At 46.6% G+C, this 23,044-nt stretch carries 21 protein-coding genes and 1 riboswitch; of the genes, 6 read left to right on the top strand and 15 right to left on the bottom strand.

Annotation, left to right across the window (positions count from 1 at the left end; all coding sequences use genetic code 11):
- Position 1: 1 nt before the first annotated feature.
- The 6 genes from FHP88_RS00070 to cobU form a co-directional block, all read right to left on the bottom strand.
- Entirely contained in the window at positions 2 to 1,543 is a 1,542-nt protein-coding gene (locus FHP88_RS00070; protein WP_186297538.1) for a TIGR03013 family XrtA/PEP-CTERM system glycosyltransferase, read from the bottom strand.
- A 362-nt stretch (positions 1,544 to 1,905) separates the two neighbouring features.
- A complete protein-coding gene (locus FHP88_RS00075) occupies positions 1,906 to 2,340 on the bottom strand; it encodes a hypothetical protein (RefSeq protein WP_144356954.1) in 435 nt (144 codons plus the stop codon).
- A gap of 411 nt (positions 2,341 to 2,751) precedes the next feature.
- Positions 2,752 to 3,492, bottom strand: coding sequence for an adenosylcobinamide-GDP ribazoletransferase (locus FHP88_RS00080; RefSeq protein ID WP_144356955.1), 741 nt, complete (start codon positions 3,490 to 3,492; stop codon positions 2,752 to 2,754).
- Between the two features lie 52 nt (positions 3,493 to 3,544).
- Positions 3,545 to 4,138 (bottom strand): alpha-ribazole phosphatase family protein, encoded by a 594-nt coding sequence (gene cobC / locus FHP88_RS00085; protein WP_144356956.1) that lies wholly within the window; start codon positions 4,136 to 4,138, stop codon positions 3,545 to 3,547.
- 24 nt (positions 4,139 to 4,162) lie between these two features.
- Positions 4,163 to 5,212, bottom strand: coding sequence for a nicotinate-nucleotide--dimethylbenzimidazole phosphoribosyltransferase (gene cobT, locus FHP88_RS00090; protein ID WP_144356957.1), 1,050 nt, complete (start codon positions 5,210 to 5,212; stop codon positions 4,163 to 4,165).
- Positions 5,209 to 5,736: a bifunctional adenosylcobinamide kinase/adenosylcobinamide-phosphate guanylyltransferase gene (cobU, locus tag FHP88_RS00095; RefSeq protein WP_144356958.1), complete on the bottom strand. Its 528-nt coding sequence runs from the start codon at positions 5,734 to 5,736 to the stop codon at positions 5,209 to 5,211. Before cobU ends, cobT begins: the two co-directional genes overlap by 4 nt.
- An 85-nt stretch (positions 5,737 to 5,821) precedes the next feature.
- Positions 5,822 to 6,028, top strand: a riboswitch (cobalamin riboswitch).
- On the opposite strand from cobU, the gene bluB reads away from it, so the two are divergent.
- The 5 genes from bluB to lexA all read left to right on the top strand — a co-directional run bounded on the left by bluB (position 5,986) and on the right by lexA (position 12,747).
- Positions 5,986 to 6,807, top strand: a complete 822-nt coding sequence (gene bluB, locus FHP88_RS00100; RefSeq protein ID WP_335341524.1) for a 5,6-dimethylbenzimidazole synthase — start codon at positions 5,986 to 5,988, stop codon at positions 6,805 to 6,807. Its footprint overlaps the riboswitch before it by 43 nt.
- Before the next feature lie 325 nt (positions 6,808 to 7,132).
- Complete coding sequence (locus tag FHP88_RS00105; protein WP_144356960.1) at positions 7,133 to 9,139, top strand: sodium-translocating pyrophosphatase; 2,007 nt, start codon at positions 7,133 to 7,135, stop codon at positions 9,137 to 9,139.
- Between the two features lie 287 nt (positions 9,140 to 9,426).
- A complete protein-coding gene (locus FHP88_RS00110) occupies positions 9,427 to 9,870 on the top strand; it encodes an RNA-binding protein (RefSeq protein WP_144356961.1) in 444 nt (147 codons plus the stop codon).
- 149 nt (positions 9,871 to 10,019) lie between these two features.
- Entirely contained in the window at positions 10,020 to 11,807 is a 1,788-nt protein-coding gene (locus FHP88_RS00115) for a fused response regulator/phosphatase (RefSeq protein ID WP_144356962.1), read from the top strand.
- Positions 11,808 to 12,135: 328 nt separating this feature from the next.
- Positions 12,136 to 12,747 (top strand): transcriptional repressor LexA, encoded by a 612-nt coding sequence (gene lexA / locus FHP88_RS00120; protein WP_144356963.1) that lies wholly within the window; start codon positions 12,136 to 12,138, stop codon positions 12,745 to 12,747.
- Positions 12,748 to 12,782: 35 nt separating this feature from the next.
- Here the strand turns inward: lexA and FHP88_RS00125 are convergent, their stop codons facing one another.
- From FHP88_RS00125 to FHP88_RS00145, 5 genes are all read right to left on the bottom strand, one after another.
- Complete coding sequence (locus FHP88_RS00125) at positions 12,783 to 13,124, bottom strand: SET domain-containing protein (protein ID WP_260843111.1); 342 nt, start codon at positions 13,122 to 13,124, stop codon at positions 12,783 to 12,785.
- Positions 13,125 to 13,212: 88 nt separating this feature from the next.
- Positions 13,213 to 14,067: a polysaccharide deacetylase family protein gene (locus tag FHP88_RS00130; protein WP_144356964.1), complete on the bottom strand. Its 855-nt coding sequence runs from the start codon at positions 14,065 to 14,067 to the stop codon at positions 13,213 to 13,215.
- 110 nt (positions 14,068 to 14,177) lie between these two features.
- A complete protein-coding gene (locus tag FHP88_RS00135; RefSeq protein WP_144356965.1) occupies positions 14,178 to 16,490 on the bottom strand; it encodes a Tex family protein in 2,313 nt (770 codons plus the stop codon).
- A 137-nt stretch (positions 16,491 to 16,627) separates the two neighbouring features.
- Positions 16,628 to 16,825, bottom strand: coding sequence for a hypothetical protein (locus tag FHP88_RS00140; protein ID WP_144356966.1), 198 nt, complete (start codon positions 16,823 to 16,825; stop codon positions 16,628 to 16,630).
- Between the two features lie 524 nt (positions 16,826 to 17,349).
- A complete protein-coding gene (locus FHP88_RS00145) occupies positions 17,350 to 17,931 on the bottom strand; it encodes a TetR/AcrR family transcriptional regulator (RefSeq protein ID WP_186297539.1) in 582 nt (193 codons plus the stop codon).
- Positions 17,932 to 18,034: 103 nt separating this feature from the next.
- Here FHP88_RS00145 and FHP88_RS00150 point away from each other — a divergent pair, with 103 nt between their 5' ends.
- The gene (locus FHP88_RS00150; RefSeq protein ID WP_144356968.1) at positions 18,035 to 18,655 is read left to right on the top strand and encodes a glutathione S-transferase family protein; all 621 of its coding nucleotides are present in this window, start codon (positions 18,035 to 18,037) and stop codon (positions 18,653 to 18,655) included.
- 145 nt (positions 18,656 to 18,800) lie between these two features.
- On the opposite strand, the gene ihfB is transcribed toward FHP88_RS00150, so the two are convergent.
- The 4 genes from ihfB to aroA form a co-directional block, all read right to left on the bottom strand.
- A complete protein-coding gene (gene ihfB / locus FHP88_RS00155) occupies positions 18,801 to 19,109 on the bottom strand; it encodes an integration host factor subunit beta (protein ID WP_144356969.1) in 309 nt (102 codons plus the stop codon).
- A gap of 80 nt (positions 19,110 to 19,189) precedes the next feature.
- The gene (gene rpsA, locus FHP88_RS00160) at positions 19,190 to 20,866 is read right to left on the bottom strand and encodes a 30S ribosomal protein S1 (protein ID WP_144356970.1); all 1,677 of its coding nucleotides are present in this window, start codon (positions 20,864 to 20,866) and stop codon (positions 19,190 to 19,192) included.
- Between the two features lie 110 nt (positions 20,867 to 20,976).
- Entirely contained in the window at positions 20,977 to 21,642 is a 666-nt protein-coding gene (gene cmk / locus FHP88_RS00165; RefSeq protein ID WP_144356971.1) for a (d)CMP kinase, read from the bottom strand.
- Positions 21,643 to 22,968 (bottom strand): 3-phosphoshikimate 1-carboxyvinyltransferase, encoded by a 1,326-nt coding sequence (gene aroA, locus FHP88_RS00170; protein ID WP_144356972.1) that lies wholly within the window; start codon positions 22,966 to 22,968, stop codon positions 21,643 to 21,645. It lies immediately after the preceding gene.
- Positions 22,969 to 23,044: the final 76 nt, after the last annotated feature.

Raw genomic sequence — 23,044 nt, forward strand, 5'->3', positions numbered from 1 at the left:
ACTAACGAACACCTTTCCTGAAGAAGACGATCTCTGCTGTTTGAACCAGGATATAAAAATCGAAAAGGATTCCATGGTTCTTCACGTAGTAGAGGTCATACTGCAACTTCTCCATAGAATCTCTCTTAGAAGCACCATAGGGATAACAGACCTGAGCCCAACCAGCCAATCCGGGAGTAACCCGGTGACGCTCTTTGTACAATGCGTTTATTTTGCACAATTGCTCAACGAACTCCGGGCGCTCTGGCCTTGGGCCCACAAGACTCATATCATTAACGAAGATATTCCACAGTTGTGGTAGTTCATCAAACCGGTACTTACGAATAAAAGAGCCTACATGAGTTACTCTGGAGTCATTCTCTTTTGCCCAACGCGCGATACCATCCTGCTCAGCATCCGTCCGCATGCTCCTGAACTTATAAAGCTTGAAACATTTTCCATTCCGACCCACTCTGGCTTGTGAATAAAGAATAGGCCCTCTACCCTTACTTTCTATAAAGATGCCCAATGCCGTAAGCGCCATAAAAGGCGCGCAAAGGATAAGCATGATCGAGCTGACAATGATATCAAAAGCGCGCTTGGAGAATGAGCGTAGGACGTCACGCTTAAAACCATCCGCATAAATCAACCAGCTAGGTTGTATCAGGTCTAATCTGATCTTTTCGGTTTCACGCTCGAAGAAATCCAACAGATCAGTGATAGCAACTCCACTCATTCTGCAGTCAATCAACCCATCAAGTGGCAACTTGCGTCTTCTATCATCCGGTGCAATGACGATTTCGTCGATTTGGTTCTGTAGCGCAAAGGTTCTAATATCATCATCCGTATCGACTATTTTCTGTTTTCGTACCTGTACCGGTTCTTCAGCCGATGTCCGGACAAAACCGACCAAATCAAAACCGCGCTGATCTGTCTTGCGCCTCAGTTTATCGATCGATGCCGCCCGCTTACCAGCCCCTATGACCAGTACACGTCGCTGCAATACGTTTCCATCAACAAACTTATAGAAATAGAGTCGTAATAATATGGAATAGATAAATGCGATTAAAACAAATTGGACTAGGAAGATATTACTTATCGAAAAGACAGGATAAAGCGTATTGGCTGCCGTCAGTACCCCCAAGCCTGACAAAAAGGCCACCATGAGTCTTCCCAAGGCCCCCTTGATACCTTCGCGCTGACGTGTGTCATAGAGACCCATTGAGGCAATAGCCAGCATCAAAACCAATCCGGAAAATGCTGCTTCGGGCAGTTTATAAGCGGTGGGAACCACCATTTCGGCAGACGAATAAAGGAGTGGAAGAACAAACAAGTAAGCACAAACAAACGAGAAAAATTCAACACATGCGAGCAGCAGAAATTGAGCATGAAAAAAGTGCCCAAAAAGTCTGACCTTTCCCCTTAAAGAATGTAAGCGGGAAAATACACTCATGCTGCCATGTACGAACTCCATGGCAGATTCAGTTGGCTCAACGAATTGTTCATTCTTCTTGTCTTGTTCAAATTGGACGAGTGATATATGTGAACTTCCATGCGTACTCATGTTTTTACTCCCAACCCATTCCCGCTCCTTGTTCAATGGCATCAAGGATAAACAACCATTGTTTCAACTAAGCTTCAGGCAAACGTAATCATTATTAAAGTTACCCGCTAGCATCGGCCTGGAGAGCTTTTTCTTTAATTATGTGTTCATAGTACCGCTTAGAAAAGTCGATGCATACCCCGTGACGATTTCTGTAAAGATTTCCCTAGGAAATAAATACTGAAAATTACCCAAAAAAACATCTATGATTTATCAGTAGAATTAATCTGCCAAGAAGAATAGTTTATTGATTTTGGCGGTGACCTCTCCAAACATGGAGGCTATAGCAATCATTTTGCAGGTTATATTATAGCAGTCCTGATTCAGCTGTCCGTGTGTATAACCAAAACCGAGGATTGAGGGGGAGTACGTCCTTTTATGCAATCAACTAGCAGCGTTTCAAGAACCTTTAAAATACTTTTTATTTCTGGGGCATTATCCACAGGTAGAGCGTCATTAGATTCATCTTTTATTCTGAAAATGATTGGTTTATCGCCTATCAGTACAAGAATATAGGGATTCTTCTCATTGCGTATAAACTGGAAACCTTCACGGTTCTGGTAGTAGAGATACCCCTCGGCTCCACAGCCAGCCTCTGGAATACCCGAAGCAGTTTCCTCAAGAATAGTCGTAGGATCGGCACCCTGCATAAGCTGCCAGGCAACCTGATCATCATCCTTAAATAACGTAGAAACCAGTTGAGGAAGAACGAAAGCAAATAGGAAACTGAACGCCACAAAGAATAGTGCAACTCTCATGCTCTACTCCGTCGAACAAATGAAAGAATAAAAGTCCGCCTGGTGTCCAAGCTATATCTTGTAATCTCAATCACTTTTCTGGCGCTTTCATAGCAATTCGCATAAATTATTACGCAGACTTAAGGATGTATCCTACAGTGAGATAGGTGATATCCTACAAGGCCGATAGTATTATATTTCTTATTTATAATTTAGAACTGCTATATACAAGCAACATCCAAGCCACAATCATATCTCCCTGTATTTTAAGCGTAATAAAAAGGGCCATTCGCTGCGCTGTAAAGTTTTTCGACATACTTTATATAAATATGTCACTCATATTGATGCGGTGCTCAAAGTGCATTCCAAACATGTCACGTCGATTCATCCCAGATAACCCACCCAAACTGCCCCCTGGATCACTACGATAATTCAGAATACGAAAGCCGCGATAAGCAGCGCAGTGACTTCAATTAACTCACATAGAGCGCCAGCAACATCCCCGGTCAATCCATGGATTCGGTTCAGTACAGACCGTCGAACAAAAACAAATAGCAAATAACACCCTGCGAATACCCAAACAGCATCCCATCCCCAAAACAAAAAGGGGAATAAGGTCGCGATCACCAAGGTTTTTTTAGCCTCCGATTGAGGCATATTTTCTGTTAATACGGCGCCTAATCCGCCTGACCTGACATAGGGAATATAAATAAAACCCGCGACCAGAGCTGCTCGTCCGAGGATGGGTACAACAAGCACCACTGTCCCGTGTTGGTCTAATAAAAGGCTCGTCAATGCAGCCACTTTTACCATCAGGAGTAACACCACCGTGGCCACTGCAATGGGACCACAGGTAGGATCTTTCATAAGAGCCAGGGTTCGCTCTCTATCCCCTTGCCCACCAATCCATGCATCAGCTACATCAGCAAGACCATCAATGTGCAATCCACCTGTCACCACAACCCACACAGTTATAAGAACGGCCGCACTCAGCAATGGCTCTGCATCGCTCATCAGATTGGCAAGTGCAAACAGTATCAGACCAATAAGGAGTCCAACCAGTGGGTAGTAGAGTACACTTTGACCCTGCTCCCGATCACTTGGCATATCCAAAGTATGGGGTACCGGCAGACGAGTCAGAAAACCTATAGCGTATAGAAAAGGTTTAAACATTAGGACGCTTAATTATTGCTAATATAGTAAAGCTGAATGTGACGGAGGTGATTCAACCCAAAGCTCCACAATGAAAAACCAGCCTAGGATAGCCTTCCTGTATACGTATCCTACTGATTCCTGCATATGGCAGCTCCATTCGAAACAGATAGCGCAGTGGGATACCCAGCACTTTGCCAATGATAAGCCGGTTAACGCCTCCATGCGCCACAATCAAAACATGTCGATTGGGGTGGTGAATTTGAATATCCTGCCATGCTGATTCAACCCTGGATTGAAACAGCACCATAGGCTCTCCATCAGGCGGCGGGTTTTCAACCGGATTCTGCCAGAAATCATTCAGTCGGTCAGGCGATTCGTTATACAGTGCATCAGGCGAGACGCCCTCCCATTGACCAAAGCCAATCTCCTTTAGGCGCTCTTCAATATTAATAGGAATGCTTTCCCGTTGACTCAACTCTGCGGCGAACTCGGCACAACGCGCCAGCGGTGAACTGATTATTAAATCCCAAGGAGTATGATCCGCCACAGCCAAGCGCATCTGCTGCCATCCCTGTGCGCTCAAAGGGTCGTCACGCCAGCCCCTAAATAGGGTGCCACCCTCTGGCTCGCCATGGCGTATCAGATCGACTGTTGTTGTGGTCATTTAGCTGTCTCGTTTAATGACACGTTAACTTTCTGTCACACCTGCATCTGCAAATGTTGCCATATTGTTGTGCAATTCACAGGCAGCTTTAAGTAATGGAATTGCAACCGCAGCACCACTGCCCTCGCCTAAGCGCATACCAAGACTCAAAAGCGGATTGGCATCCAGTGACTTAAGCATGGCCTGATGTCCTGGTTCTGCTGACTGATGGGAGAAGAGCAACCAGTCACGAATTTCGGGTTGCTCCCTCACGGCCACCAAGGCCGCTGCAGTAGTGATATAGCCATCAACGAGTGCCGGAATACCCAACTGAGCACAGCTGATATAGGCACCTACCAAGGCGGCAATCTCAAAACCACCCAAACAACGCAGTGCTTCAAGAGGTTGATTGTTCAGGTTATCGTAGCGCGATAAGGCTTCACGCAAGACCTTCGCCTTGTGCGCCACACCTTCACTGTCAAGGCCTGTGCCGGGTCCAGCGAGTTGCCCTGGATCTGCATTCAGTAGGACACATCCTAAAGCAGCCGCTGGAGTGGTATTACCGATCCCCATATCACCACCGATAAACAGATCTGCGCCACGTTCTTTTGCTCTCAGTACAGCAGCACGACCCGCATTAAGCGCGATGGTTAACTGTTCAACACGCATCGCATCCTCAACCTGAAGATTCGCTGTACCTGCCCCCGCTCTTTGACTGATGACGCCAGGAAGGTCTCCTGGTTCACGAAGCGTCCCTACATCAACCACTTCAAGATGGGCTTCATTATGTTTGGCTAAAACACTGATAGCCGCCCCACCCGCAGAGAAATTGGCCACCATCTGTACAGTCACTTCCTGGGGAAATGCCGAAACACCCGCTGCAGCCACGCCATGATCTGCCGCAAACACGGTAATATGGATCTTCTCGATTGACGGATATTCTGCCCCCTGCAAAGCACTAAGCCGTATTGCCAACTCTTCGAGCCTGCCGAGTGATCCAGCAGGTTTTGTCAATTGCCCTTGCCTTGCAGAGGCAAGGCTTGCACAGGTTTGATCCGGCAACTTGACCGGATCATTCAGCCAATCTGGTTTCAAATCTTTTCCCCTTTCATTACAAGTGGCAGACCCGCCACCGTTAATACAACACGATCACACAATGTCGCAAGCTGCTGATGCAGTCGTCCTGACTCATCCTGAAAACGCCGGGAAAGCTTCCCCATGGGTACAATGCCCATACCCACCTCATTCCCCACCAAGATTAGATTTCCCTGAAAGCCAGAGAGCACGGAGAACAAATCCGTCACCTGTTGTTTAAAGTGGCGGCCCTCATCCAATAACATGATATTGGATAGCCAAAGCGTCAGGCAGTCGACGATGATACAGCAGCCCATGCGCTGATGAGTTTCTATGGCGCTTGCGAGATCAAGTGGTTCCTCAACAAGCGTCCAAGAGGTGGGCCTTCGCTCTCTGTGTAAGTTGATTCGTTCAATCATTTCAAGATCATCTGCAATCCGAGCAGCCGTAGCAATATAGACCACATTATCGGTTAATCCGCTCGCCAGCCGCTCAGCCAGAGTGCTCTTGCCTGATCGGGCTCCACCAAGAATCAGCTGTATCACCTTTTTATTCTCTATCGGTAAAAGGCAAACATTATGGGGTTCAATCTTTGCCAGGTAAACTTTAAACTAAGCTAGGTGGTATCTTCACCACTCAAACACTTCAGGTGCTCGCCGTTAATAGGGCGGGAGAATCGGGAAAGCGGTGAAACTCCGCTACGTGCCCAACGCTGTAATGGTGATTATTCCAGTTGATCGGCCCTCACCGGCACATCAGCCACTGGACTTTGTCCGGGAAGGCACTGGAATAAGATGAACCTTAGTCAGAAGACCGGCCTGAAGAAAAATTCAAAGAATACCTGGACAAGTATTCTCGGTTTTCCAACCAAGGGGACTACTATGGAAAATCAGACCAATATCCATCAACACGATCACCAATTCTCTGACGCTGAACGTCAGGCCGTTTATAAGTCGATATACTCACGCCGAGACGTAAGGGGCCAGTTCAAACCTGATCCCATCCCCGATGAAGTGTTAGCGAGAATCTTACAAGCCGCGCACCATGCACCCTCGGTAGGATTTATGCAGCCATGGAACTTCCTGCTGATAAAGTCGCAACAGGTTAAACAACAGGTTCACGATCTCTTCAAAAAGGCTAATCACGAAGCTGGAGAGATGTTTGAGCAAGAAACACAACGGCAGATCTACAGTACATTGAAGTTGGAAGGCATTCTTGAATCACCCATAAATCTGGTCGTTACCTGCGATCGGGAGCGAGCTGGCCCAGTCGTCATCGGCCGGACACATGACATGGCAATGGATGTCTACAGTAGCGTCTGTGCCGTACAAAATCTCTGGCTTGCTGCGCGGGCAGAAGGCTTGGGCGTTGGATGGGTCAGTATTTTCGATCGTCTGGAGTTAAAGAAACTGTTGCAACTGCCCACCCAAGTAACGCCGGTTGCCTATCTCTGCATTGGGTATGTTGAACATTTTTTTGTAGAACCGGAACTCAAAACCGCTGGATGGCTTGACAGATTACCCCTTCAAGACCTGGTTTTCTTTGACCAGTGGGAAAACAGTCATGCCGAACACGAGGAGAAATTGGTTAAATACCTCTCACAGGCAGCCTACTAACGACCTCTTTGGCGGGAGAGGGTTTATCACTCCCGCCACTCAATCCTCCCTTCTAGACCCCGCCGCACAGACTATTGATCCAAGGCAAACATTTTATACCTGAGCCCGTTTAGGGACTTTCAATAGATCCTGATTCGGATATACTCTTGATTGCTTTTATTAATCATGCCATTTGAGCATTTTATTATACCTAAATCTTATGCAGCTTTATTTCACCGTCGTAGAACAACCTATTTTGGGACTGTCATCGTAAGGGTCACTGCTTCTTTTTGTTAAACCCGGACGGTCATTTTTTATTAAATCTATAAAAAAATCGAGGGGATAGATGAGTTTAAGCACATTAATACCACCACTATTTGGTGTAATAGGCCTCTTTGTAGCCTTTAAGATCTATCAGCTGGTCATGCAATACGAGACCGGTAATGAGAAGGTTACCAAGATTGCAGAAGCCATTCACGAAGGCGCTATGGTCTTCATGCGTCGTGAATACAAGATGATGGGCGCTTTTGCCGCCGTTCTTGTCATCCTGCTACTGTTTTTACTTGGCGTCAAAACGGCCTTTGCCTTTGTTGTGGGTGCTTGCGCCTCAGCACTCGCAGGCTACATTGGCATGTTCTCGGCCACGCAGGCGAATGTCAGAACAACGACTGCAGCCCATGAAAAAGGGGCTTCCGAAGCACTCTCTATCGCCTTCTTTGGTGGTTCTATAATGGGGCTCTCCGTTGCCTCTATGGGTCTGCTTGGATTAGGTACACTCTACCTCTTCTTTGGCGGTGATCCCGAGACGGCTCACGCGATCCATGGATTTGGTATGGGCGCCTCGGTCGTTGCCCTCTTCTCTCGTGTTGGTGGTGGTATCTTCACCAAATCTGCTGATGTAGGCGCTGACCTGGTCGGTAAAATTGAGGCTGGCATCCCGGAAGATGATCCACGTAACCCTGGCGTTATCGCTGATAACGTAGGTGATAATGTAGGTGATGTGGCCGGTATGGGATCGGATATCTTCGAATCCTACTGCGGTTCCATGATTGCAACCATTGCAATCGCCTCAACCATGACAGCCGATGTGCTTGACCCTCTGGGTAAGCAGGCCGACTTAATGTTCCTACCCTTGGCTCTGGCATCGCTTGGTCTAATCTGTTCCATCATGGGCATTTTGCTGGTACGCAAGTACTCCGCAAAGAGTCCGGAAGTTGCCCTGCGCATTGGTACCATTGGTGCAACCATCCTGTTTATCATCACCTCTTTGGGGCTCATTAAGGTTACAGGTGTCTCGGCAGCTGTCTGGGGAGCCGTGCTCTCAGGAGCAGTCGGTGGCATCATTATTGGACTGGTCACTGAATACTACACAGCCGGCAAGCCGGTGAAAGATATTGCCAAATCAGGTGAAACCGGCCCAGCAACGGTGATGATCACTGGCCTGGCCGTGGGTATGCAGTCTGTAGTCATACCGGTTCTTACCATCTGCGCCATTATCTTTGTATCCAGTTCGTTGGTTGGCCTTTATGGTGTAGGCATTGCAGCAGTCGGAATGTTAGCGACAGTCGGCATCACTATGGCGATTGATGCCTATGGTCCGGTTGCCGATAACGCGGGCGGTATTGCAGAGATGGGTGGACTCGGCGCGGAAACTCGTGCAATCACCGATTCACTGGATGAACTCGGTAACACGACGGCTGCTATCGGCAAGGGCTTTGCTATCGGCGCTGCTGCCTTGGCTGCGCTGGCAATCATCACGGCCTATGTCGAAACGGTTTCAGCCAACATACCCAATTTCTCTCTGGAATTGAGTAACCCAACCGTACTCATAGGCATGTTCATTGGCGGTATGCTGCCCTTCTTAATCGCCGCGATCACCATGACTGCGGTCGGTGATGCAGCCTTTGACATGATCAAGGAGATTCGTCGACAGTTTCGTGAAATCCCTGGTCTCATGGAAGGAACCGCAGACCCGGATAGTGCGCGCTGTGTCGATATTGCGACTACGGCAGCCTTGAAAAAGATGATTCTCCCCGGTGTCATCGCGGTGGCCTCGCCCATGATTATTGGCTTTATCCTGGGCGCAGAATCACTCGGCGGGATGCTTGGCGGCGCCTTGCTCTCCTGCGTATTGTTGGCGCTGATGATGGCCAATGCCGGTGGTGCTTGGGATAACGCCAAAAAGTTTATCGAAAAGGGCAACTTTGGCGGTAAAGGTTCAGATGTTCACAAGGCAGCGGTGGTGGGTGACACTGTTGGTGACCCCTTCAAGGACACATCCGGTCCATCCATGAACATTCTGATCAATGTTATGGCCATTGTAAGTTTGGTGATTGCACCACTCTTGAGTTAATAATCAATAACCGATATTCACTCGGTGACATGCTAAAAGGCCCTGCAATATTCTGCAGGGCCTTTTTTTCTTTTAGTAATTCATTGCTGAACTTAATAATTTCACCAGTGTTTTGTCCCTGTGATGATCTATACTCCATCAGTAGCTGCTGCAAAATCCTTTAGTTCATCTGTAATATGCGAATATTTACATGACCTTAAGGCTTTAATTATCCTCAAAATGATCGTTTTTGTTATATTGCGGTCTATAATTGTATGCGAACGCTCACGTAGAGCAGGTATAGGATCATGGAAGTTTTCATTCGAAGATTGCCAAACTCAACCACCCGCCTCGATTTGATGCAGTTTCTATCCATTGCGCTGAAACCCAAATGGTATCGACTACAGTTTGCCCCACTTGGTCATTTGGTACATTGTGAAATCTGTCGTATTGATGATCCAATTAATAAATTAGTTGAATATCATGGTATTGCTAAGATAGAACCGCCATCAGCCGCCAAAATGATAATTAATCAACTAAATGGCGAATTCTTCAAAACTAAACAGGTAGAAGTAAGAAAATTTTTCCGCCGATCAATCAATAGAGACCGTAGACGGACGTCATTAGCCCAGCCGTCTCAAGCTATACTTGAAAAAAGAAAACAGGATCGCCGACGCCCACAGATTCATACCGAGTTTCTTACCGCTGGAGTGACTTCTGACTCACTCGCAATACACACTCACTCGCTTTAACCACAACCATTTGATTGATACAGCACCACTAACTGTAAAATTTACGCCATTTAGGGTAAAACCTCCCTTTTAAGAAACCTTATACCCTGCCGCTACAGCTTCCAGAACCCGAGTTAACAGTAACTCTCCTTGGCCATGAGTAGCGACATATGACAATCACATCTGATTCAGACGCCGCCAAGCGATATGGTAAAAAACAAAATCGACCCGTTGCTTTGGTCGTCGATGACGAAAACACCAATCGCACCTTCTTGCGTACTTTCCTGGAAGCTGATGGCTACAGCGTGATTGAGGCTGGTAATGGAGTAGAAGCCATTCAAGCCTTTCAGGAAAGCCCACCTGACATCATCTTCATGGATGTAATCATGCCGATAATGGATGGTTATGAAGCGGTGACGCAAATCCAAAAGCTGGCTGAGGCCCAGTTTATACCGATCCTATTTTTAACAGCTCTAACAGATGAAAATGCCTTGGCAAAGTGTATTGAAGTGGGAGGACATGACTTTCTAACAAAGCCTGTTTCTCCTATTGTGCTAAAGGCTAAAGTAAGATCCATGGAGCGTATTCGAAAGCTTCATCTAGAAGTGTTCCGGCTCTATGGACAAATGAAGATGGATCAGGAAATGGCCGAAACAGTCTTCAATGGCGTCGTCATTGCAGACAACATAAAACTGGACTGCATTAAGACCATCTTAAAACCCGCTGAGCAATTCAGCGGAGATGTGCTATTAACTGCCCACGCACCCTCAAGTGATATTCATATTTTATTAGGAGACTTTACCGGCCATGGACTTGCCGCCGCATTAGGTGCACTGCCTGCTTCCGAAGTATTCCGTGCCATGACGGCAAAGGGTTTCTCTCCTCATCAAATCGTCGCAGGTATAAACAAAAAACTATTCAGTTTACTGCCAACAGGAATGTTTTTCGCCATTCAGTTCATTTCAATTAGCAGTAATCTTGAATACGTCAATGCGATAAACTGCGGTATGCCTGATATTCTGTTGTTGAGTAGTGAAACCGGAGCGATCAAACAGCGGATTAGTTCAAACAGTCTGCCATTGGGAATTTCCTTGGATATTGACTTTCATTCGCTATTCGTGAGAAGCAAAATATCCCATGGTGATCGAATCCTGCTGGTCAGCGATGGTGTCACAGAAGCAAGAAACGCCGACAACACCTATTTTGGCAAAGAGCGATTTGAAACAATACTCCAAAATACGAAACCCGGTGAATCTGCTGTCGAAAGTATAGCCAAGGCATTGGCGGATTTTTGCCAGGATGCCCCTCAGGATGATGATATCAGTCTAGCGGAAATACCTTGCATACCGGATGTCTTACCCGACTGGGCTGAAAATGACGCAGACGATGAGGATTTCAGTGCCTCACCGTCAACCTCGAAAGCGAAACCGCCATCAACCACTCATGGAAACATATCTGTAGACCCCCTTGAATTTTCCATCACACTACCTGGCGGCAGATTGAGTAATAGCGATCCAATCCCCCTGCTGATCAATCATATCCAGGAGATGGAAGGACTTCAGAAACATCGTCGATTGCTCTTTACTCTGCTAACCGAGCTTTACATTAATGCGCTTGATCATGGACTTCTTCAGCTCGATTCCTCAATGAAGAGCTCGCCCGAGGGCTTTTCAGCCTACTTCTCAGAACGAGAAAAACGTCTTGCTGCACTTAATCATGGATTCATAAAAATTAACATTCAAACGCATAATACAGTGCAAGGCGGAAAAATGATCATCCGCGTTGAAGATAGCGGCAAGGGTTTTAATCTAAAGCTGATTAACAACGCTGACACGCACAATGTAGAAAAACTCTGCGGACGAGGCATACATCTGCTCAACTCACTCTGTGAATCTGTGCGCTATGAAGAGCCTGGTAATCGTGTTGAGGTTATCTATTCTTGGAATGATGAATTGTAAATACTGATTGGTTTCAGCTTTAGCGGTGATGAGGGATTCTTGGTAAAGTTCTACTTGGTTGATAACAGGTCAAGCTGAGTCACCAAATCATGTGGCTGTTTCTATACAAATACTCGAGCGAATTTGGCCTGTAGCCATCTACCGATACCCGTTCTTACTTTGCTTTAGACCAGGGTAAATTTATCACGATACGATTGTTATCCTGACAGCAAGGGTTGCCTAAGCGAATTTTAAACCGAGCATATAATGATTTAGACTCCGAAAAAACAGTTTCCTATCTGTTCTCCTTTTGCTATTATAGAACGATAATAGAACAAGGTGACCGATAATGACTGAGCCACTCACACGCCGGCAGCAAGAAATTTACGATTATCTATTATCAAATGTAGATAGCTTCCCCCATCCTCCTACCCTTGATGAACTCTGCAGTGCCCTGGGTTTAAGCTCAAAAGGCTCACTCCATAAACAGATTCAAGCCTTAATTGATGCGGGTCTGGTTGAGCCAATGAACAATCGGCGCCGCGGTATTCGCTTGACTAATGAAGCGCGGAATGAGGAAGAGCAAGGTCTGCCATTTCTTGGTTATATCGCTGCAGGCAGTCCCATTGAGGCCATTGAGCAAAAAGAGATCATTCAGGTACCGGATTACTTGCGCACCAATCGACCCTGCTATGTTCTTCAGGTCAAGGGAGAGTCAATGATCGATGAGGGTATCCTTGACGGTGACCAAATCGTAATTGAACAGCGGGATCACGCCCGGAATGGTGAAATTGTGGTTGCGCTCGTGGAAGGGACAGATGCAACGCTTAAGCGTATTGAACAAAAAAAGGACTGCATCATCTTACACCCAGCCAACTCCACTATGAAGCCGATGACATTTGCTACCGATCAAGTACAAATACAAGGTGTATTGGTCGGCCAAATGCGCCGCTATCACTAATTTCAGCTGAATAGAGGCAGTCGTTAGGACGCGATTTACTCATCGGATTGATAGTCAAATGTAATCTCATCGCCGATCCCAATAGACCGCTTAGCGTAGAGATCGAATCCATCAAACTCTGCATTTCCTGAACTGGAATGATTCAAAAAACGCAGGAGGTTTCTTCCGCTGCGACCCACAGCGCTCTCTTCGTCGTCCGATTCAAATACCCAGAGGACATAGGTGCCATTCCGTTTTACTACAGGCCCATGATAAGTGCCAATATAGTCACCTTCATCAATCGTCTTTTTTGCAAATACCCCTGTGCCATGAATTGTTGATGATGCTGTATAGATCATCTCCTTTAACTCGCTATTTTTTATTCTCAATGTAGTCAACAACTACCCTCCCCCTAACAGTTCAGTGGCTAAAACCGAATTCCAGACTTTAGATGTTTGCCCCTATCCAAAAGTCGCTAAAAAAGTCTTATTTGAGCTGTTCCAACCTTGTACTCTGGGTTGCCATATACCGATTATTAGCATCAGCAGACGCCCAACCTACCACATGATGCGACAAACTTGATAAATCGATCTGTTGCAGAAGCTCGGTTAACGGACGGACTTCCCACTGCCCCCCTTTCCACATAACCAGCAGCTTCTCAAGCACTCCCAGCAAGTCCCGCCCTTCACGTTCGGCCGTCAAGGTAAACACTTCTCCATTGGGGAGTACCCGTTGACATGCTGCATAGAGAAACTGGTGAACATTCTCTTCACTCACTTCACTTTGTAACAACAGTTCATCCAAAGTAGGCAATGTCGTTGGAATCTGTGGACAACTCGATCGAACACCTTGCATCTCAGGCAAAAACGCATGGCGCCCTCGAACATCAGAAGAAAAATTAAATCTGAGTGACTCTTCCTCGGCAAATAGATTGGCATTAACCTGCCATCCCAATGCACCATGAAAATGAGGGGGCTTACCATAAAGATCAGTGAAGGCGTCTACTGCATGGATCACTTCAGAATGAACCCATTCAGGTGACTGGTAGGCTGAATCCCGCTGCCATCCAGCAGCCGAGTAAGACGCAATACCTACGTCGTGACCTGCGGTGGCAATTGACTTTAGATGATCTCGATATCTACGACCGATATAACGCGCAGGCAACTTCCGTCTTATTCCTTCGGGTAGGTGATTGCCTAAGGGATAGCCAGAATAATCCGGCCCTAGGCTAACACAGAATGATGCTTTAACCTGATGCTCATCTAAAAGCCTCAGCAATGCAGGCACACCTTCACGAGCACCCCTTTCTGTTGAGACTTCTATCCTAAGTGCGATTCTCAATGGTCGTTTTTACCTGTAGTACATTTCCAGCATCAAGCCCAGATGACTAAACACTTGATAAAAAATATTAACGTGCCTCTTACTACCATTTTATTCTGCATAAATCAAAATCATCGCCGCTTGTTTAATGCGCTTGCCAATGCCTCGGCCATAGCGCCTCCAGACGGTGGTTGACTTTTCTCCACACGCTGTCGTGCCCGTGGTCTGGCTTTATCACTTTCAATCATCCGGTTATTCTTGCTGCTGCTTGCCGTTTCACTACTGTCCGTTAATCTCATGGAGAGCCCAACACGCTTTCTCGCAATATCTACCTCCATCACCTTTACTTTTACCAGGTCACCCGCTTTTACAACGGCACGTGGATCTTTGATGTATTTATCTGACATGGCAGAGATGTGTACCAATCCATCCTGATGCACACCAATATCGACAAACGCACCAAAATTTGTCACGTTTGTAACAACACCCTCCAATACCATATCTAGCTTGAGGTCTGCGAGTGTTTCAACGCCGTCTTGGAAACTGGCTGTTTTAAATTCACCTCGAGGATCACGCCCTGGCTTCTCTAATTCGGCAATAATATCGGTTACCGTTGGCAATCCAAATTGATCATTAATGAAATCGTTTGGATTCAGAGAGCGCAGGAATACACGGTCACCAATGATATCTTGTATTCGACGACCAGCCTTCTCCAGTATCCGCTCCACAACGGGATAAGCCTCTGGATGAACCGATGAGGCATCTAAAGGATTATCACCCTTACTAATGCGAAGGAATCCGGCGGCTTGCTCAAAGGTCTTCCCCCCCAAGCGGGGAACCTTTAACAGCATCTTGCGCTCTTTAAACGCTCCCTGCTCATTTCTGAACTGGACAATATTATCCGCCAGCGTCTTGTTCAACCCTGATACTTTTTCAAGCAATGAGGGTGAAGCGGTATTAATTTCAACACCGACGGAGTTCACACAATCCTCAACGATGTTATTCAGTTGTTTCGCTAACCGGTTCTGATTTACATCATGCTGATACTGTCCGACGCCAATGGCCTTTGGCTCAATCTTCACCAACTCAGCCAGGGGGTCCTGTAAGCGACGAGCAATAGAGACTGCACCCCGTAAGGTCACATCCAGATCGGGCATCTCCATCGATGCCAGTTCTGACGCTGAATAGACGGATGCACCGGCTTCACTGACCATCACCTTCTGTAATTTCAACGCTGGATGGCGCTTCATTAAGTCAGCGGCTAATCGATCTGTTTCTCTGGAGGCCGTACCATTTCCTATGGCCAGCAAACGAACACCATGTTTCTCCGCTAACCGTGCCATTACCGCAATAGAGGCATCCCATTGATTTTTAGGGACATGAGGATAGATCGTTTCGGTATCCACCACCTTACCGGTCGCGTCTACTACCGCAATCTTGACGCCCGTTCTCAATCCAGGATCCAAGCCTAAAATTGGCAGATTACCGGCAGGTGCTGCCAATAACAGATCCCCTAGATTATGGCCAAAAACGCGTATTGCCTCCTCTTCCGCCGATTCACGGAGGCGCATCTTAAGTTCAAGATCCAGGTGGGTGAAAATCTTTACTTTCCAAGCCCAGCGAACACAATCTTTTAACCAGGCATCTGCGGGGCGATTTAAGTCTTCAATACCAAACTTTTTTGCAATGACCAACTCACAGGGCGAGACTTCACTCAATCCTTCATCGACGACCAATTCCAGGTTTAACAGCGCTTCATTTCGTCCTCTGAAGAGAGCCAGTGCCCGATGAGAGGGAATCTGTCGAATAGCTTCCTTATAGTCAAAATAGTCACTGAACTTTGCTGCTTCATGCTCCTTGCCTTTAACCACTTGAGACTTAATAAAGCCTTCATTCCATAAATACTCCCTTAACTTACCTAGCAGCTCTGCATCTTCAGCGAACAATTCCATGAGGATCTGTCGGGCACCATCAAGGACTGCCTTCTCATCAGTGAAACCAGCCTCTTGATTGATATACTGGAACGCCTCAACAACAGGATCAATCACTGGATCATCAAGCAGTTTCAGTGCAAGTGGTTCCAGTCCTGCCTCGCGTGCGATTTGTGCTTTCGTTCTTCTTTTTGGTTTGTAAGGCAAATAAAGATCTTCCAAACGGGTTTTGGTGTCGGCTGACACAATATCCCGTTCCAGGGACTCAGTCAGTTTCCCCTGCTCCCTGATACTATTCAGCACAGTATCTCTTCGATCTTCCAACTCCCTCAGGTAACCTAAGCGTTCTTCAAGATTACGCAGCTGAATATCATCCAACCCACCGGTCTTCTCTTTTCTATATCGAGAGATAAAGGGTACGGTTGCCCCCTCATCAAGTAACTCAACAGCCGCTGTGACCTGTCCCTTAGAAACGTTCAACTCTTCGGCTATCTGATTTACTATTTTCTGCATGTTTAATTATGTCCTAGGTATGCACTATCGCTCAGAATAACGCACAAAAATAAAGCCGAGCCAAAAAGGCTCGGCTGGTCATTTGCTCTGTATGTGCTGCTCAGGCTGTCAGCACAGAAATTCACTTAACTTTGGAGCTAAACCCTGCAGTTATCACCATACACAGACATGATTATCTTGAGTTCATCAAGAATAATCTGCTGTGCAGGCTTGCTGAGGTGGGATAACTCCGGGGGCGTTTCGCCCTGCTCTAACATCTGGATATCGCGTCTCACTTCACGGCAGCCCTTTTTGCATATAGCCTCTACACCCGTTTCAATACTCTCGTTCTGCATTCGTTACACTACTTACCCGTGATATTGATTGCCAGATTATATAAGAAACATATGACAACCTTCTACAAAACAAATGCAATAATACTTATTTATGGTAATTAATTCACATAATATCAATAAGTTAGACACTAGTTAAAAATTCATTAGAAACAGAAAAAATAATGTTCTCTTTTTGTTCTTATTTTGTTAGGATACAGAACATAAGCAGAACACGGAATGTCCTACCAATAGCTTAGACAGGGAAGCAATTTAATACGCACTCCAACAGATAACCTATAGGTAAAGATATGACTTACAATAATGGCTATATCATGAAAGAGCAGGTCCGTAATCTGATACCCTCGCTTATGGCATGCAACCCAACCAGAAAAAGCTTTAAAGCCGAATCAAAACTTCATCTTGTGTCAGTTGCAATCGTTACTTCGGTCTACCTTTTTGCAGTAGTAATCTCAGGCTGATGAGGCAGGGACCCAGTGGCACCACATGTTCAGTGTTTTCTATAGAGAAATTGCACAACAATCAACTTACGCTGATGCCGCAAGCATCCCGGCTATCTTATAACAAGCATCGATCAACTCCTGGGACGCTTGCGGATCATTTAATGCGCGACCAACAGCGACACCACCAATCATTAATGTCGCAATTGATCTTGCAATAGCTTCACGTTTTGGTTCATCTTCAATCGCGATAATCCTGTTCAATATTTTAACCAACCCCTTGAATGATATCGTATATGCATCTCTTACCTCAGCCTCCCGATTGGCTACATCTGTTACCAGAAAAGCCAACGGGCAAGCTGAAGGACCGGTCACTGTACTGACTTGTGCAAGATAGTTGCGGACAAGCTCATTTAATACCTGGTTATCGTCAACTACTTTTAGGTAATTCGTTGCAATTGCACTTTTTCTTACACCGTTAAGAATCGCCTCAACGTAAAGTTCATTTTTGTTTTTAAAATGTGCATAAAACCCACCACGGGTAAGGCCTGCGCACGACATCAACTCATCAATCGAAACTTGGTCAAAGCCTTTTGTTGAAAACAAAAAAATCGCCTGTTCCAGTATGCGTGCGCGTGTTTCCTGCTTATGAACTTTAGTTAATGGCAAAATAAGACCTCCAATCTATATATGTTCTTGATCATATTATATTTCGCCGTATAACGAAATGTGTATTGATTGATAACGATGAATATGAGACAGGAGCGAACAAATGAAACAGCCGTTAACACTCTATGGACCTGAATTCAGTACATACGTGAGAAGTGTATTGCTATGCTGTGAAGAGAAAGATATTGATTATAACCTTCAGGATATTACCCTAAAATCGAAAAAGTTATTAAATCTGAATCCATTTGGAAGGGTCCCTGTTATGCAAGATGGGGATTATGTGGTGTATGAAAGTGCAGCGATCTGTCTATACATTGATACCCAGTTCCAAGGTCCCGCTTTAACCCCGACAAACACTGTTGACTTGGTCAGGATGCAACAATGGATCAGTATTGCCAACTGCTATCTAGACGACATTATTGTGCGGAACTATTTACTTGAGTTTGCTTTCCCATCAGGAAAAACAGGTGCAATCGATGACGACAAGATCAACTTGGCGCTCAAACTAATCCCTCAATATCTGGCCACTTTAGATCACTATTTATCCAGAGCCGACTATTTTTCGGGTTCGCGCCCAGGAATTGCAGATTACTTAATTATTCCAATGCTGCACTATCTCAGAAAAGCGCCAAGGGCTGAGGAATTATTTGAGCAACACCCAATAGTTTCCCAGTACATCAAGAAAATGCTGGAGCGGAAGAGTTGTATAAAAATACTAAGATAAAAGCCCTTTAGTTGTTCAACTAAAGTGCGGTAAATAATATACAGCTAACAAATTGCACGCACATTACTAACTTCGATAGCCGATCGCTTATTTAATCTGGAAGCGCATGCTTCCAGATTAAGTAATCTAGTCGAAGTTAATTCAGTTAACCAGTGATTTTAGAACCACTCGCGGCGCTTTCATTGACACGCTCACGCAGCTCTTTACCCGGTTTAAAGTGAGGTACGTATTTCCCAGCTAGGGTAACTGATGCACCCGTTTTCGGATTACGGCCCTGTCTTGGCGGACGAAAATGGAGAGAGAAACTACCAAAACCCCTGATTTCGATTCGCTCGCCAGAAGCCAGTGTTTGGCTCATCTGTTCCAGCATGCATTTGACAGCCAGCTCAACGTCACGGTAAGCAAGGTGGCTTTGTTCTTTTGCGATGACGTCAATCAGTTCAGATTTTGTCATTCTTTTAGAATCCCCTTGATAAGGCCGGAACCCGCAACGGGTTCCGGCTACCTAAATCAACTACGCGTTAGCGCAATAGATCACTTCTTAGATGCTTCGTCCATCTGTGCCTTCAGCATATCGCCCAGAGTGGCGGTACCTGTTGGAGCACTGGAGTAAGACTTGATTGCAGCCTGCTCTTCAGCAAAATCTTTTGCCTTAATAGAGAGCGTAATGGTGCGATTCTTACGATCGACACCCAGGAAACGTGCTTCAACCTCATCACCTTCCTTGAGTTCAGAACGAGCATCTTCTACACGCTCTCTGGAGATCTCAGAACCACGAATATACCCTTCAATACCTTCAGCCAAGGTCACTACAGCACCCCGTTTATCAACCTCTTTGACAATACCCTTGACGATATCGCCTTTGGCATTACCTGCCAGATAGGCTGAGAAGGGGTCTTTATCAAGCTGCTTGATACCCAGGGAAATACGCTCGCGCTCTGGGTCAACTGAGAGTACAACAGTTTCCAGTTCCTGGCCTTTCTTATAGTCACGAACACCTTCGTCACTACCTTCATCCCATGAGATGTCAGAAAGATGAACCAGTCCGTCAATACCACCATCCAGACCAATGAATACACCGAAGTCGGTAATTGATTTGATCTTACCAGAGACGTGATCACCCTTCTTATGGGTTTCAGCAAACTCTTCCCAAGGATTGTTCTTGCACTGTTTCATACCAAGTGAGATACGACGACGTTCTTCGTCGATATCCAGGACCATGACTTCTACTTCATCGCCCAGCTGTACCAGCTTTGAAGGATGGATGTTCTTGTTGGTCCAATCCATCTCAGAGACATGAACCAAACCTTCAACGCCCTCTTCAATCTCAACAAAACAGCCATAATCGGCCAGATTGGTAACCTTACCAAACAAGCGGGTGCTTTCTGGATAACGACGAGCCAGATTGGCCCATGGATCATCACCCATCTGCTTCAGACCCAGTGAGACGCGCTGTTTATCACGGTCAAACTTGAGTACTTTAACGCTGATCTCTTCGCCAATCTCAACCACTTCAGAAGGATGCTTGACGCGTTTCCAGGCCATATCAGTGATGTGCAGCAGACCATCAATTCCGCCCAAATCAACAAACGCACCGTAATCAGTGAGGTTCTTGACGATACCCTTGATCTCGATACCTTCTTGCAGACTTTCCAGCAAGGCTTCGCGCTCTGCACTGTATTCAGTCTCAACAACGGCACGACGTGAAACAACAACATTGTTGCGGCGCTGATCAAGTTTGATCACCTTAAATTCGAGATCCTTACCTTCGAGGTAAGTGGTATCACGAACAGGGCGCACGTCAACAAGTGAACCAGGAAGGAACGCACGAATCTCGCCAAGTTCGACTGTGAAGCCGCCCTTAACCTTGCCATTGATGCGGCCGGTAACGTTCTCTTCAGCTTCAAATGCAGTCTCAAGTACTCGCCAAGCATGATGACGCTTGGCCTTTTCACGTGAGAGACGGGTTGCACCAAAGCCATCTTCGACGGCATCCAGTGCAACTTCCACCTGATCGCCAACAGAGACTTCAATCTCTCCGGCCAGGTTTAAAAATTGGCTTCTTGGAATAACGCCTTCTGATTTCAGTCCGGCATTAACAATCACCGCGTCATTGGTGATTTCAAGGACGGTACCAACGATGATGGCACCTGTGCGCAGCTGAGTTTGCGCGACGCTCTCTTCAAAAAGTTCAGCAAAGCTTTCGGTCATGGGTTAATAGTCCTAATCGGCGAACCGATTAATATCGACCTTAAGTACGGCATATACTGCTGGTCGATGTTGGTTAAAGTTAAAAAAACAGCCCATTATTGGGCCACCATTTAGTTGAGATCAGGAAGCGCTTTACGAACCCTATCCATCACCCTTTTTAGCACTTCATCAATAGACAGTGCTGTCGAATCCACTATCAAAGCCCCCTCAGGAGCCTTTAGTGGCGCTACACTGCGATTACGATCCCGATCATCTCGTTCACTTATCTCCGCAATCAGACTCCCTAGATTAGCACTTAAACCCTTCTCTATCAACTGGTTATATCGCCGACGAGCACGTTCCTCGGCACTGGCATCCAGGAAAATTTTTACATCGGCAAAAGGGAAAACCACACTACCCATATCCCTCCCATCTGCAACCAGCCCCGGTTCGATTGCGCAGGCCCTCTGCCACTCCAATAGCGCCGTCCTTACCTCGGGAACTGCCGCCACTTTTGAGGCGGCATTCCCTGCCTGCTCAGTTCGAATCGCCAGACTGACATCTTTTCCATCAAGCAGGATCTTATCCTGCTGAAATTCAATCTTCATACCCAGGGCAATTTCTGCCAGCCTTGCCCCATTATCAAGCGAGACACCAGACTGTTCAGCGGCATAGCCAAGAAGTCGGTAGAGCGCCCCACTATCCAAACAGCGCCATCCAAGTTGGGCGGCCAGTCTACTGGCAATCGTCCCTTTACCAGAACCACTGGGGCCATCAATGGTAATTACGAATGCCATTTAATTCTCCTCAGAGGCCGATATCGTCAATCCTGCATCTCTTGCCAGGCCAATAAACCCGGGAAATGATGTATTCACATTACTGCAGTCATCGATAACGATTTCACCCTGAGCGCGCAATGCTGCCATTGCAAATGACATGGCAATCCTGTGATCTCCGTGACTGTTTACCCGCCCACCGGCAAGGGGACCACCCTGAATCACAATGCCATCCGGTGTCGGTGTGACATCGGCACCCAGGATGGCTAATCCATCAGCCATGACCTGAATTCGATCACTCTCTTTGACTCGCAGCTCTTCTGCGCCTGTCAGACGGGTCACACCCTCGGCGCAGGCCGCAGCAATAAATAACGCAGGAAATTCATCAATCGCCAACGGAACCTGATCTTCGGGTATATCGATCCCATGCAATGGCGCTGAACGGACACGCAAATCGGCAACCGGTTCTCCGCCAACATCACGCCGGTTTAAAATCTCGATATCGGCTCCCATCAACCTGAGAATATTAATCACCCCATCACGGGTTGGGTTGATCCCGACATGTTCCAGCACGATATCTGACCCCGGTGAAATCGTGGCGCCGACCAGAAAAAAAGCCGCCGATGAAATATCCGCCGGCACATCAATATCACAAGCCGTCAGCTTGCCCCCACCTGAAACGGAGATTCGGTTTGCATCACGCCGAACCCTGTAGCCAAAACCATTCAGCATGCGTTCCGTGTGATCCCGCGTTGGTGCCGGTTCTGAAACAGTTGTCTCACCCTCTGCATAGAGCCCAGCCAGCAGCAGGCAGGACTTTATCTGGGCGCTGGCGACAGGTAATTCATAATTAATCGCCTTCAGTCTTTTAACTGGATGAATTACCAGCGGCGCAGTCCCCTGCCCCGTTGTTTCTACTTGAGCACCCATCAGCCGAAGTGGTTCAGTAACACGACGCATAGGGCGGCCTGACAACGAACTGTCACCCACCAGCGTGATATCTAACCCTTGTCCAGCCAAAAGTCCTGAAAGCAGTCGCATGGAGGTTCCAGAGTTGCCGAGATCAAGCGGTGCATCAGGGGCCTTAAGGCCGTGCATACCGACGCCTTCAATCGTGACCTCACTGTTAACCGGACCCTTTATTGACACACCAAGAGATTGGAATGCCTCAAGTGTCGCCAAACTATCTTCCCCTTCGAGAAAACCAGTGATATGAGTGATGCCTTCGGCAAGCGAACCGAGCATGATAGAGCGATGTGAAATTGACTTATCTCCCGGAACCCGGAAGGTACCTTTCAAACAACCACCAGGCTGTACATGAAAGACCAGATTTTCGGTTAAACTCAATGGAGTCTCCAGAACTTACAAAGGAAGGAAAAGGGCGCACAGCTTAGCCCTAAATGAATCTCAAGTAAATATCAAA

This window comes from Sedimenticola selenatireducens, assembly GCF_007625115.1.
GTDB lineage: Bacteria > Pseudomonadota > Gammaproteobacteria > Chromatiales > Chromatiaceae > Sedimenticola > Sedimenticola selenatireducens_A.

What these genes read in the sequence shown, in the direction of transcription:
- FHP88_RS00070 (WP_186297538.1), bottom strand. Translation starts at nt 1,543, where the DNA reads ATGAGTACGCATGGAAGTTCACATATATCACTCGTCCAATTTGAACAA.
- FHP88_RS00075 (WP_144356954.1), bottom strand. Translation starts at nt 2,340, where the DNA reads ATGAGAGTTGCACTATTCTTTGTGGCGTTCAGTTTCCTATTTGCTTTC.
- FHP88_RS00080 (WP_144356955.1), bottom strand. Translation starts at nt 3,492, where the DNA reads ATGTTTAAACCTTTTCTATACGCTATAGGTTTTCTGACTCGTCTGCCG.
- cobC (WP_144356956.1), bottom strand. Translation starts at nt 4,138, where the DNA reads ATGACCACAACAACAGTCGATCTGATACGCCATGGCGAGCCAGAGGGT.
- bluB (WP_335341524.1), top strand. Translation starts at nt 5,986, where the DNA reads ATGAACCTTAGTCAGAAGACCGGCCTGAAGAAAAATTCAAAGAATACC.
- FHP88_RS00105 (WP_144356960.1), top strand. Translation starts at nt 7,133, where the DNA reads ATGAGTTTAAGCACATTAATACCACCACTATTTGGTGTAATAGGCCTC.
- FHP88_RS00110 (WP_144356961.1), top strand. Translation starts at nt 9,427, where the DNA reads ATGGAAGTTTTCATTCGAAGATTGCCAAACTCAACCACCCGCCTCGAT.
- FHP88_RS00115 (WP_144356962.1), top strand. Translation starts at nt 10,020, where the DNA reads ATGACAATCACATCTGATTCAGACGCCGCCAAGCGATATGGTAAAAAA.
- lexA (WP_144356963.1), top strand. Translation starts at nt 12,136, where the DNA reads ATGACTGAGCCACTCACACGCCGGCAGCAAGAAATTTACGATTATCTA.
- FHP88_RS00135 (WP_144356965.1), bottom strand. Translation starts at nt 16,490, where the DNA reads ATGCAGAAAATAGTAAATCAGATAGCCGAAGAGTTGAACGTTTCTAAG.
- FHP88_RS00140 (WP_144356966.1), bottom strand. Translation starts at nt 16,825, where the DNA reads ATGCAGAACGAGAGTATTGAAACGGGTGTAGAGGCTATATGCAAAAAG.
- FHP88_RS00150 (WP_144356968.1), top strand. Translation starts at nt 18,035, where the DNA reads ATGAAACAGCCGTTAACACTCTATGGACCTGAATTCAGTACATACGTG.
- ihfB (WP_144356969.1), bottom strand. Translation starts at nt 19,109, where the DNA reads ATGACAAAATCTGAACTGATTGACGTCATCGCAAAAGAACAAAGCCAC.
- rpsA (WP_144356970.1), bottom strand. Translation starts at nt 20,866, where the DNA reads ATGACCGAAAGCTTTGCTGAACTTTTTGAAGAGAGCGTCGCGCAAACT.
- cmk (WP_144356971.1), bottom strand. Translation starts at nt 21,642, where the DNA reads ATGGCATTCGTAATTACCATTGATGGCCCCAGTGGTTCTGGTAAAGGG.